At 46.8% G+C, this 10,772-nt stretch carries 9 protein-coding genes; 8 read left to right on the top strand and 1 reads right to left on the bottom strand.

All coding sequences use genetic code 11. The annotated features are described in order from the left end of the window. Positions 1 to 1,012: 1,012 nt before the first annotated feature. From asnB to A8708_RS34260, 4 genes are read left to right on the top strand one after another with little or no spacing between them, the layout of a single operon-like run. Complete coding sequence (gene asnB, locus A8708_RS34275) at positions 1,013 to 2,887, top strand: asparagine synthase (glutamine-hydrolyzing) (protein WP_068671515.1); 1,875 nt, start codon at positions 1,013 to 1,015, stop codon at positions 2,885 to 2,887. Between the two features lie 41 nt (positions 2,888 to 2,928). Then, positions 2,929 to 3,666: a Cof-type HAD-IIB family hydrolase gene (locus tag A8708_RS34270; protein WP_068671513.1), complete on the top strand. Its 738-nt coding sequence runs from the start codon at positions 2,929 to 2,931 to the stop codon at positions 3,664 to 3,666. Between the two features lie 47 nt (positions 3,667 to 3,713). Then, a complete protein-coding gene (locus A8708_RS34265) occupies positions 3,714 to 4,193 on the top strand; it encodes a DUF456 domain-containing protein (protein WP_068671511.1) in 480 nt (159 codons plus the stop codon). A 46-nt stretch (positions 4,194 to 4,239) separates the two neighbouring features. After that, positions 4,240 to 5,934 (top strand): putative polysaccharide biosynthesis protein, encoded by a 1,695-nt coding sequence (locus A8708_RS34260; RefSeq protein ID WP_068671509.1) that lies wholly within the window; start codon positions 4,240 to 4,242, stop codon positions 5,932 to 5,934. A 14-nt stretch (positions 5,935 to 5,948) separates the two neighbouring features. Here the strand turns inward: A8708_RS34260 and A8708_RS34255 are convergent, their stop codons facing one another. Beyond that, complete coding sequence (locus A8708_RS34255) at positions 5,949 to 7,256, bottom strand: DUF2515 family protein (protein ID WP_157265177.1); 1,308 nt, start codon at positions 7,254 to 7,256, stop codon at positions 5,949 to 5,951. A gap of 223 nt (positions 7,257 to 7,479) precedes the next feature. On the opposite strand from A8708_RS34255, the gene A8708_RS34250 reads away from it, so the two are divergent. The 4 genes from A8708_RS34250 (at position 7,480) to A8708_RS34235 (ending at position 10,674) form a co-directional block, all read left to right on the top strand. Next, entirely contained in the window at positions 7,480 to 7,866 is a 387-nt protein-coding gene (locus A8708_RS34250; RefSeq protein ID WP_068671507.1) for a GntR family transcriptional regulator, read from the top strand. Then, positions 7,863 to 8,552: an ATP-binding cassette domain-containing protein gene (locus A8708_RS34245; RefSeq protein WP_068671505.1), complete on the top strand. Its 690-nt coding sequence runs from the start codon at positions 7,863 to 7,865 to the stop codon at positions 8,550 to 8,552. Before A8708_RS34250 ends, A8708_RS34245 begins: the two co-directional genes overlap by 4 nt. Positions 8,553 to 8,569: 17 nt before the next feature. Continuing rightward, complete coding sequence (locus A8708_RS34240; protein WP_204787699.1) at positions 8,570 to 9,382, top strand: hypothetical protein; 813 nt, start codon at positions 8,570 to 8,572, stop codon at positions 9,380 to 9,382. A gap of 62 nt (positions 9,383 to 9,444) precedes the next feature. Beyond that, entirely contained in the window at positions 9,445 to 10,674 is a 1,230-nt protein-coding gene (locus A8708_RS34235) for a hypothetical protein (RefSeq protein WP_068671501.1), read from the top strand. Positions 10,675 to 10,772: the final 98 nt, after the last annotated feature.

Below are 10,772 nucleotides of genomic sequence, written 5' to 3'. Positions count from 1 at the left end.
CATCGGAAAGCCGTATGAGGGAAAACCTCACGTACGGTTTGATGAGGAGGGGCTGAAATATTTCAGCCCTTTACTCTAGATTGAACCTGTATCCACTGTGTGCGCTGATCTTGGGGATGGATATGTTGACGTGGGGTGGCGGTTAAGTGATGGGGAAGAAGGATGAAGGATGGGGGATGAGGGTAAACAGTAAACAGTAAATTGCAAATGGCAACTCGTAAACCGCAACCCGCAACCCGCCGACCACAGACCACAGACCACAGACCACAGACCACAGACCACAGACCACAGACCACAGACCACAGACCACAGACCACAGACCACAGACCACAGACCGTAACCCGTAAACCACAAATCGTCGACCGCAGTCTGCCAACCTCCAAGCGCAACCCGCCAACCACCTCCCAGCTAATCGCCAGTGCTTATTTTGCAAATAGATGGATTTTCTGTAGTTAATTCCACACAAAATGCCCTCATATGGAGAATAGATGGAAATTGTACAGTTAATATCAGATAATTATGAGAAAAGAGGAAGTTAAGTGAGAATTAGCTACATTTTTTCCATCTATTTTGATTTGAAGGATGAATTTTCTCGAATTAGCTGTACAATTTCCAGTTAATTGAGAATGAACAGTGGGTTGGGTGGCTAATTTGGCGAGTAAAGCTTGAATTTACAGGAATCAGCTTGGAAATTCGAATTTTGGAGCAACATGCACCAGTTACTCACTAACGGCATATCCTATTCCAAGGGTAGAACTTGAGAGGAACAGGGTTCACACTAAATGTTGCCCGAGGTAAACTTTTGTGCGTAGAGGAAAGGTGGTCGAATGCCATGAAAAAAAGCCGGTTATCTGCTTCTCTAAAACGACTTCTCATTTCCATCATTTTTCTATAAGATACAGCGATTCTCGTACACTCACGGTATTTCCTGAAAGACGGGCGGATATGGTATACTAATATATCGGTTGTCCAAGAGAAAGAATGATGAGAGTACGGAGGAGTGAGTCTCACCATGTGTGGTATTACGGGTGTAATGTATTTTGAAGATAGAGAACCAACTGAGGCAAGCTTGAAGCAAATGACGGATGTAATTGTCCATCGGGGGCCTAATGATGAGGGCTTCTGGACAGAGAATCGCATTGGCTTAGGGTTTAGACGCTTATCCGTTATTGATATCAAAGAAGGTCATCAGCCATTAGCGAATGAAGATGAAACTGTTTGGATTATTTTCAATGGTGAAATTTATAATTACAAAGAGCTGCGTACGATGCTCAAGGAGCGCGGTCATATTTTCCGTACGCAGAGTGACACGGAGGTCATCGTCCATCTTTATGAGGAATTCGGCGAAGATTGTGTGAAACATATGCGGGGGATGTTCGGTTTTGTGATCTGGGATCGCAAGAAGAAGCAGCTGTTCGGTGCGAGAGACCACTTCGGTATTAAGCCGTTTTATTATCATGTGAGTGACCGTCAATTCTTGTTCGGCTCGGAAATCAAGAGCTTGCTTGCGGCGGAAGGCATGAATCGGTTGATCCATACGGACAGCTTGCTGAATTATTTGACGTTTCAGTATGTACCAGAACCGCATACGATGTTCCAAGGCATCTATAAGCTGCCTCCTGCGCATTCAGTTACCATTACGTTCGAAGGCAAAATGACCCTACATAAGTATTGGGATCCGATGTTTGAGCCCGAAGAGAAACCATTCGACTACTATGTGGAACAAATTCGTGAAGGTTTGAAAGAGTCCGTCAAGCTCCACATGGTCAGTGATGTGGAACGCGGATGCTTCCTGTCGAGCGGTATCGACTCGACGGCCATTGCTACGCATATGCGGAATATCGAACCGATCCGCACGTTCTCCGTTGGCTTCGACGGCGCCAACAACGAGACGCCGATCGCTGCTCAGACCGCAGCGACGCTCGGGACAGAGCACTACGACAAAATCATCACGCAGGATGATTTCTTCGCGACCATGCCGAAGGCGATCTGGCACCAGGACGAGCCTGTCGCCGATCCTTCGGCCATTGCCCTCTACCACGTGGCTCAGCTTGCGCGCGAGCACGTAACGGTCGTGCTGTCCGGCGAAGGCGCGGACGAGCTGTTCGGCGGCTATCGCATCTATCGCGAGCCGCAATCGCTCAAGCCGCTGGATGGGCTTCCGCCTTCGGTGAAGCGCATGCTGAACCGCTTCGCACGCATACTGCCAAGCGGAGTGAAAGGCCGCAACTATGTGTTGCGGGGGACGACTCCGCTAGAGGAGCGCTTCCTCGGAAACGCCAAAATCTTCTCCGAGGATATGAAAGCGGAAGTGCTGCGTCTCGATAGCGAGATGCTGCGCGCCTACAAGAATCCCGTTCAAATCGCCGGCGATTATTACAACAAAACGAAGCATTTAGATCCTGTAAGCCGAATGCAGTATATCGACATGAATCTGTGGATGCCTGGCGATATTCTCATGAAAGCCGACAAAATGACAATGGCGCATTCCTTGGAGCTGCGCGTTCCTTTCCTGGACAAGGAGTTGTTCGAAGTGGCACGCCGTATTCCAGCGAAGTATCGCATTGCAAATGGGACAACGAAGTACATTTTCCGTAAAGCGATGGAAGGAATTATCCCGGATCCGATTCTGAATCGTCCGAAGCTTGGCTTCCCAGTACCCCTGCGGGATTGGATGAAAGGCGCGATGGGCGATATGGTGATGGATCAAATCAAAACCAGCGGGATTGAGGATTACATCGACATTGAAGCAGTGGAGAAAATGCTGCATAAGCATCGTATTGGTCAAGGAGACTACGCACGACGCTTGTGGACGCTCTATATTTTTGCACTATGGCACAAAACGTTCATGGAAGAGCTGCCGAAGAGAGTGCTCACCGCTTACTAGGAAGACAATTGAAGGCAGCATAGAGATGGGGGTTGGCGGGTATGGGAACCTATAAATTAATCGCACTTGATATGGATGGCACGTTGCTCAACGAGGACAAGAAAATATCTGCAGAGAATCAAGCAGCGATTCGCGAAGCCATTGCACAAGGTAAAGTGGTTATCATGTCCACGGGTCGTGGTGCCGTCAGTGCTATGCCTTTCATTAAGGAGCTCGGGCTCTCCACACCGCTTGTTGTGGTAAACGGCAGTGAAGTGTGGGCATCGCCAGATACATTACTGAAACGAACGCTAGTACCGATTGAAACGATACGTGATTTGCACCAGTTGGCCGTAGATCATGATTGTTGGTGGTGGGCGTATTCCGTAGCAGGTGTGTTCAATCGAGAAAGTGAAGGGCTGAATATTAATGAGCACGAATGGTTGAAATTCGGTTATTTTACGGACAATGCTGAGAAATTGCAACGGATTCGTGAAGTGGTGTCGAGTTGGGGAAGGCTTGAAATCACCAATTCACATCCATCAAACTTGGAAATGAACCCGCTCGGCATCTCCAAAGCAACGGGAGTAGAAACGGTGTGCCAACTTCTGGGCATTGCGATGTCTGAAGTGATTGCTATGGGTGACAGCGAAAATGATATTGCGATGATTCGTGAAGCAGGACTAGGTGTGGCTATGGGAAATGCCCAGGATGAAGTGAAACGGATCGCTGATATTACGACAGTTACGAACGATGAACATGCTGTCGCGCACATCATTCGAACTTACTTGCTTGCCTAGCACAGGAGCAAGCTCGCAATCACGCTTAATGGAGGAATGAACTGCGCATGATTACCTTGGGTTGGATTGTCGTTATTCTTTTATTTGTCATCGGAATGGTGGGTGCCGTCTATCCGATTCTGCCTGGTGTACTGGCAATTTATGCTGCCTTTTTCATCTATGGCTGGCTGATCACCTGGAAACACTTCGGTTTCTGGTTCTGGTTAATTCAGACCTTGGTTGTCGTTATTATTATCGTGGCGGATTATGCCGTTAGTGCACTAGGTGTCAAAAAATTCGGCGGCTCGAAACCGGCAATCGTCGGTAGTACCATTGGTTTGATCATAGGTCCTTTCGTAATTCCAGCATTTGGGATCATCCTAGGACCATTCATCGGCGCCGTAGTAGGTGAATTAATCGCCGGAACCTCCTGGCAGAACGCTGTTCGCGCAGGAATTGGGTCTGTGCTTGGTTTTTTTGCCAGCTCCGTGGTGAAAATTGTTTTGCAGCTCGCTATGATCATTATTTTCCTCATATGGATCTTTTGAGGCATAGAAGAACATAAGAAAACTGTAAGAGAGAGAAGGAACGGACTTGACGAAGGTAACCAAAGATTCCCTTGTAAAAGGAACGCTCATTCTCACCGTGGCCGCGCTTGTAGCGCGGTTTCTCGGCGTTTTCCAGCGTATTCCGCTGGTTCATCTGCTTGAGGAGAAAGGGATGGGCAGCTATTCCATTGCTTTTAATCTATATTCGATCCTGCTCGTTATCGCAACGGCGGGTATTCCAAGTGCACTAAGTAAAATGGTTGCGGAGAAGAACGCAATTGGTCGACCGCATGAAGCGCAACGGATTTATCGGGCAGCTGTCGTGTTTGCTGTAGTCGCAGGTGTTGCGATGACCGTACTGTTGTACTTCTTCGCACCTATCTATGCTGAGAATATTTCGCATGGCGGGCCAGATGCTACGCTCGCAACAAGAGCGATCGCTCCAGCGATGCTGTTCTTCCCGCTCATTGCCATTATGCGAGGCTATTTCCAAGGCAGACAACATATGATGCCGAACGGGATTTCACAAGTGGTGGAACAAATATTCCGATTGATTACTTCGATTCTGCTTGCCTTCTTCTTGCTTAATATCTCACTTGGCTGGGGTGTTGCGGGGGCTTCCTTCGGAGGCGTTGTCGGAGGTATTGCGGCATTAGCCGTCATGCTCTACTACGCTAGGAAGTTGAAGCGAAGTGATGCACAATCGCGTCAGTCTGCCTTGGCAGCCTCACAAGCCGCGGCGCAGCAGATGGGAGCGACTCAATCAGGGGATCAGCCGGCGGAAATGTTCAGGTATCGGGATATTTATCGCAGCTTGCTCAAGCTTTCTATCCCTATCGTCGTCTTCTCCGTCACCGTCACATTGGTGTATGCGATCGACACCTCGATGATTATTCCATTGCTTGAGGATAAAATTGGTGCCGCGGAAGCCTTAGGCTTAGTCGGGATCATTGGTGGCCGCGCGCAATCGCTCGCGGGGATTCCTATTATTTTGGCCATCGCGTTAAGTCAATCCGTTGTCCCTATTATTTCGGCTGCGTATTCACGCAAAGATTTGAAACAAGTCGGACAACAGACGACGCGCGTTCTGCAGCTCGCGATTTTATCTGGTCTTCCTGCTGTTCTTATGATTAGTATTGCGGCTAGACCGATCGATTTCTTCGTGTTTGGGTATGAAGATTCCCCTTATGGCATTGCGCATGGTCCTACGATGATATCGTTGCTGACGGCAGGCGCAATGTTCCAGATCGTCATGCAGACCTCAGGGGCCGTTCTGATGGGCATGGGACGGATGAAGCCGTTGATGGTTCATGTGGGTGTAGGCATCGCAATTAAGCTGCTCGGCAGCTATGTACTAGGACAATGGTTTGGTATTTATGGCATCATTATTTCTACAGGACTTTGCTTTATCGCGATGTCATGGCTGAATATACGCTCACTCCGCAAGGAAGTGTCGTTCACGATTCTGGGGCGCCGTTTCGGTGGCCTTATGGTAACGATTATTATCATCGGCGTAGTGGGCTTTGCAGCGGAATGGCTGACGCACAACTATGTGGTACCAACGCCTTGGGATCGTTTGAATGAAGGCATTCAAGCTGTGCTGATCTGCGGATTAACCGTGGCGATGTATCCGCTTATGCTCATGATTACGCGAGTGGTGACGAAGGATGATGTGAAGAACTTTCCGTCACCTGTCCAGAAGCTCATTGCGAAAGCGAGTCGAGTACTCAAACGTTCATAAGCCTATCACACAGGTTACCGAATGATTTTCTTGATCGCTTGCGCACTTACAACAGCGAGTTCTATTTTACTCAATCCCAGGCATAGATCCTGCGTCAAATCATAAGCGCTTGGAACTTCTATGCTCCGAATATGCTGTAAAGGTTCTCCTTCGAGCTTAAACCAATCACCTCGCTCAATAGGTGCAATTGGCCTGTCAGGCCATGCCGAGTGGAGCGGTGGACTATAGAACGGTGCAGCTCCTTTCTTCAGGCTGTAACCATCGAGCCTCTCTTGATACTTGCGATCAGGAGGGGTTTTTCGTATAGGTGCGAACAGATGAGGCCAGTAGTCGGAACGTGATCCCGTATGCGGAGTACCGGAGGCGAAAGCGAAGACGCCTTGAAGTACACCTGGAACGCCATACAGGATCGCATATAAGCTCTTGCCGAATTCGATCCGCTCGGTGAGCTTCGTGAAACTTTCAAGAATAAGGCCAGCAAGATGCGGCTGAGGTGGAGTCATCGATGAAGAACGAAAAGGGAATCCGACTTGATTGAGCTGCAGCCAAGCTTGTGTTTTGAACAGAGCCGTATCTAGGACTGTTTGTTTGTACAGCGGATTCTGAACAACGCGTTCCTCGATGTAATGCTGCTCATTGATAATTAGACCAATGGTGAGCAGGGCGGAGTCTTGATACAGCCAGAAATCCTGCCAGATTGGGAGCATCCAAGTGGATATATGTAAATACGGTAGAAGATGGAATAACCGCTGTCTTCTTTTTTTGCTTTCGGCATACAACAGCAATTGCGGGTAAGCATCTTGGAAAATAAGGACATTCGCGCGCTCAAGAAAGGAAAATGCATGTTCAGAAGCATCATTGTTCATTAGGTGAGGCACAAGTTCACCACGTAGATCGGTCATAGACCAGCCTCCATTACGGGAGACCATATGGGCTAACAAGGCCCAATGCAGCTCGGGATGTTCACGATAGATCACCCAATAAGCATGTGTACGTGTCACGTTATTACGATTGTGTAAGTGCGTCTGGGCAATGATACTTTCGAGAATCTGTTGTTCTTGCGCAGTAGGAGAGGGAGAAGTGACGCCTCCTTGGAGTAAGGCTAACTGTTGGTGCAATGCTTTCTCTAATCGGGCCTGCGCAGCAGGAGAGATTTCAATGTAGGCAGTCGACGATCCATGTTCGTGCTCAGTAAGTTCTGAGGAATTCATGAACTTAGCAGCTTGCTGTTTAATCAGCCCTACAACGGCACCTGGCAGTCCTCGCATTTTACCGTAAAACCCTTGAGTATCGTTGCTTTTCGGTGGAAGATTGAGCTTCATTATGGCCTCCTTTCTGAAAATGTGATCCTACTTTCTATTATTTGCATGTAACTAGTCAGGTATGTCAACCGGGTTAAAATAACGAATTCAGAGTGCTTGTACTAGCCAAATGTTGACAGTAAGAGTGTATGAGTAGTATAGTACACTTGTAGTGTATGAACTAGTTAGTACACACACTAAATCCTTCCAGTTTTACCTAGAAAGGAATATAGGAGATGGGTAGATGAACATTACGTTTAATAATCGCGATCCCGTTTATCTGCAGGTTGTCAGGTATTTCAAAGAGGAAATGGCCACGGGCAGGCTGGTAGGCGGACAAGAAATTCCGTCAAGGCGAGAGCTAGCAGGGCTGCTTCAAATCAATCCGAACACCGCACAGAAGGCCTATAAAGAAATGGAGGAGCAGAAGTTGATTACAACTGCAGGTAATTCCCCGAGTCGGATAACGACGGATAAGCATATTTTGAATACCATTCGTGAAGAACTCATTCAAGAAGCCGTTGGAGCGTTCGTTCAATCCATTAGCAAAATTGGGCTGCCAACGGAAGAATTACTGCGTGTTGTGAAAGAAAAATATGAGGCTGAGCGCGTAAGGGAGGTATCGGAATGATCGAAGTGGATGCACTTGTGAAGCGATATGGTCGAAGGAATGTACTAGATCTCGTTTCCTTTACCGCGGAGAAAGGCCAAATTACCTGTTTGATTGGGATAAACGGCGTGGGCAAATCTACGATTATGAAGGCGATCATGGGGCTGACCCCCATTCAAGGTGGAGCCATTCGTGTGGATGGTCAGGTTCCAACTACGAAGACGTATGAGAAAGTTGTATTCATTCCTGATACGTTAACGATGCCCTCACACATGAAAATTAAAGAAGCCATGCGATTTATGAAAGATTTCTATGTGAACTGGAATGAGGCACGAGCGGAAGAATTACTCACCTTTTTTAAATTGAATCCTGAGGATCGACTTTCGAGCTTGTCCAAAGGAAATTCTGCGAAGGCGAATCTGCTGTTAGGGCTGTCTTTGGACGCAGACTATTTACTCATGGACGAGCCATTCTCAGGGATTGACATGTTCAGCCGGGAGCAAATTACTGCCGTTTTCACAAGCCATTTGATGGAAGACCGCGGTGTTCTGATCACTACCCACGAAATTCAAGATATTGAGCATCTCATTGATAAAGTCGTTTTGCTGGATGGTGGGCGGGTTCGCAAACAGTTTTATCCGGAGGAAGTGCGCTCGAATGAAGGAAAGTCCGTTGTGGATGTCATGAGAGAGGTGTATGTGACTTGAAATTCTTTATCAAGTTGTTGAACTGGGAACTGGTACGGTTTAGCAAGCTATATGGTGCCTTGGCACTTCTGTTGGTAGTATCTCAATTTGTGGGGATTTGGCTAACGGCCCAATCCTATCTCAGTGATGCACATGATTGGGCGGACAGAAATGGTGGAACCGAAGCGCAGTACGCGGCAAACTTTCAAAAATTAAATCTTATAAATATTTTTCATTCAGTCTGGTATGAAGGAGCCATCAGTTTATGTGCAATCGTTCTGCTCCTTTATGTTTTCATAATTTGGTACAAGGAATGGTTCGGCCGGAATACGTTCGCTTATCGACTGCTTATGTTGCCAACTTCACGAATGAATGTATATTTCGCTAAATTAAGTGCAATTGTGTTGTTTGTATTTGGCTTTGTTTCCCTACAGTTTGTGATTATTCCGCTTCAATTGGCCTCGTTCCTTGCTATCATCCCAGATGAACTCAGAGTAGCGGTTACTGTTGGAGAACTGATTCGAAGAGATCCTTTGCTAAACTTGTTTATGCCTAGCTATGTTATGCAATTCATTTTATATTATGGAGCTGGCATTCTAGGTGTCTTTGTACTCTTCACGGCCATACTGCTGGAACGAAGTTATCGATGGAAGGGCATTGTTGCAGGTATTTTGTACGGTGCAGCCGTTCTGATCGTGATCGTTTTGCCACAAGAAATAAGTCAAGTAGGAGTTACACTTCCTCTATTTCCAAGTGAAATCGTGTTGTTGCAGGTGTTCATCGGACTGTGTATGATCGCCGTTTCAATCGGATTTAGTTCCTATTTGCTGCGAAAAAAGGTAACGGTGTAAATTCTCGAATTCTCGAAATTCGGGTGAAGAGCTTTCAAAGACAATGCTAAGGAGGTGCACGCATGAAACGATACTGGCTGCTTGCGACACTGATACCTTTTTGTGTAATAGCTATGGGAACGTATTATGTGTCAGGTACTGGTGATCAGAAGCCGGAATATGTGTTGAAAACGATGAAAGGCTCAGAAAGCGATGCTGCTGGGCTGCAGATCAAGGTAAATATGGATGGCATCACGGCAGCCGTTTCTACGAAAGGGAGCGAGTCGGATGTCGAGCAACTCTCCTATTTGGGAAGGCTTGATGCTGAATCTTACTATGAGGACGACTTGAAAAGGCTTGTCAAAGAGCATCGTTCTTTCATGCGAGGGAAGAATGATGTAAATGCCTTTTATGAGGATGATCAGGTCCTTGCATATGTGGGTACTGAAGCTCACAATGACGTATCGAAGAAGCAATCTAACCAGTTAACCATCTCAATAATGGGAAAATTGGACGAAGAAACATCATCATTTCAGGTTCTTACAGGCAAGAAAAATGACGAGTATATAAATATCCATGATGTTCAGGTCAAAGATCAGATCATGAAGGTACTTGTTAATCGTATGCGAACCGACAAATATCCGCAGTTCTATCATGTTGGATACGATATGTATACGATTGATCTATCAAACAAAAGCTTGCTGAAAAGCGAGCAGATCCTGGCTGCCGAGACACAGTCGAATGAAATAAGAACGACCACATGGTTTATATCGGGGAATGCTCAGATAGGCCCAAGTGGATATGCGATATTTGATAGCAGTGAAAATAAAATCATAGATAAGGTCGTCGAAAGACAGACCGTAAAGAGAAATGAAGGGTTAGTGAACCGGGAAATTCGGGTATACGATATTTGGAATGGACAATGGCGGACACTGCAGAGTGAGCCACTGCATAGCTTTTTGATGGAGGATAACTCGATGGGGATGTCTATCCAGTATGCCAATCAGGAGCTATCATTAGCTGCTATATCGGAGAGTAAAGACACTCACGTTATGGTGGTAAATGTGGCGGAGAATAGAGTGATTCGTGATGTGCAATTACCGCTTCAAGCTCTTCAGAAAGAGTGGGGCAGAGTCAATTATAGCCTAGTTGAGAAGGATCGCTTGTACCTCCTCATGTCCGGTCGTCCCAAACCAGCCGCGGTAATCGTTGAGCTGCAAACGGGGAATACCCTCTATCAGGGAGAAGTTGAGCGTAAGGATCAGAATAGTATTGGTTATATCAATGCGAATGGAATCAAAATTCAGAAATAAATCAGTAGAGGCGATGCCCCCTAATCACCATGATTAGGGGGTTTTGTATGTCATAAATGGGGATACGTACGGAGTGAAATATCCAATTCCAGGTAAAG

Source organism: Paenibacillus oryzisoli (assembly GCF_001653565.1).
Taxonomy (GTDB): Bacteria; Bacillota; Bacilli; order Paenibacillales; family NBRC-103111; genus Paenibacillus_E; species Paenibacillus_E oryzisoli.
Note: the sequence above shows the minus strand (reverse complement) of the source record. Positions and strands in the feature narration are given on the sequence as shown.

What these genes read in the sequence shown, in the direction of transcription:
- asnB (WP_068671515.1), top strand. Translation starts at nt 1,013, where the DNA reads ATGTGTGGTATTACGGGTGTAATGTATTTTGAAGATAGAGAACCAACT.
- A8708_RS34270 (WP_068671513.1), top strand. Translation starts at nt 2,929, where the DNA reads ATGGGAACCTATAAATTAATCGCACTTGATATGGATGGCACGTTGCTC.
- A8708_RS34265 (WP_068671511.1), top strand. Translation starts at nt 3,714, where the DNA reads ATGATTACCTTGGGTTGGATTGTCGTTATTCTTTTATTTGTCATCGGA.
- A8708_RS34255 (WP_157265177.1), bottom strand. Translation starts at nt 7,256, where the DNA reads ATGAAGCTCAATCTTCCACCGAAAAGCAACGATACTCAAGGGTTTTAC.
- A8708_RS34250 (WP_068671507.1), top strand. Translation starts at nt 7,480, where the DNA reads ATGAACATTACGTTTAATAATCGCGATCCCGTTTATCTGCAGGTTGTC.
- A8708_RS34245 (WP_068671505.1), top strand. Translation starts at nt 7,863, where the DNA reads ATGATCGAAGTGGATGCACTTGTGAAGCGATATGGTCGAAGGAATGTA.
- A8708_RS34235 (WP_068671501.1), top strand. Translation starts at nt 9,445, where the DNA reads ATGAAACGATACTGGCTGCTTGCGACACTGATACCTTTTTGTGTAATA.